This window comes from Paraburkholderia sp. BR10882 (genome assembly GCF_040948855.1).
Taxonomy (GTDB): domain Bacteria; phylum Pseudomonadota; class Gammaproteobacteria; order Burkholderiales; family Burkholderiaceae; genus Paraburkholderia; species Paraburkholderia nodosa_A.
In genome coordinates this window covers 1-414 of record NZ_JBFPKP010000071.1, presented here as the reverse complement: position 1 = coordinate 414, position 414 = coordinate 1, and the positions used below count along the sequence as shown (strand labels likewise).

Genomic DNA, 414 nt, shown 5'->3' with positions numbered 1-414 from the left:
CTGCATTGCCCGTTCAGTCGCAGAACAAGGCACAGCCGGTCGTCGCGGGAGTGATTGAGATTTGCGTCGGCATCGCACGCGTGCGTATCGAGGGCACGCCCGACGCAGCCACGCTGCGTGTCGTGTTACGTACGTTGCGTGCCGCTGCCGAGGCCGAGACGTGATTGGTCTTCCAGTCGGCACGCGTGTGTGGCTGGCTGCCGGCGTGACCGACATGCGGGCCGGATTCAACAGTCTCGCCGCCAAGGTGCAGACGGTGCTTGAACGCGATCCATTCTGCGGACACCTCTTCGTGTTTCGCGGCAAACGTGGCGACCTGCTCAAGGTGCTGTGGTGGAGCGGCGATGGCATGTGCCTGCTGATGAAGCGACTCGAGAAGGGGCGCTTCGTATGGCCTCAAGCCGATGGTGGCGT

General features: G+C 63.5%; 1 protein-coding gene. It reads left to right on the top strand.

The genetic code is table 11. The features are described from left to right. Positions 1–160 precede the first annotated feature (160 nt). Positions 161–414 (top strand): IS66 family insertion sequence element accessory protein TnpB (tnpB, locus tag AB3X99_RS40950; RefSeq protein WP_368662074.1); only part of this gene is annotated, 254 nt, incomplete at its 3' end.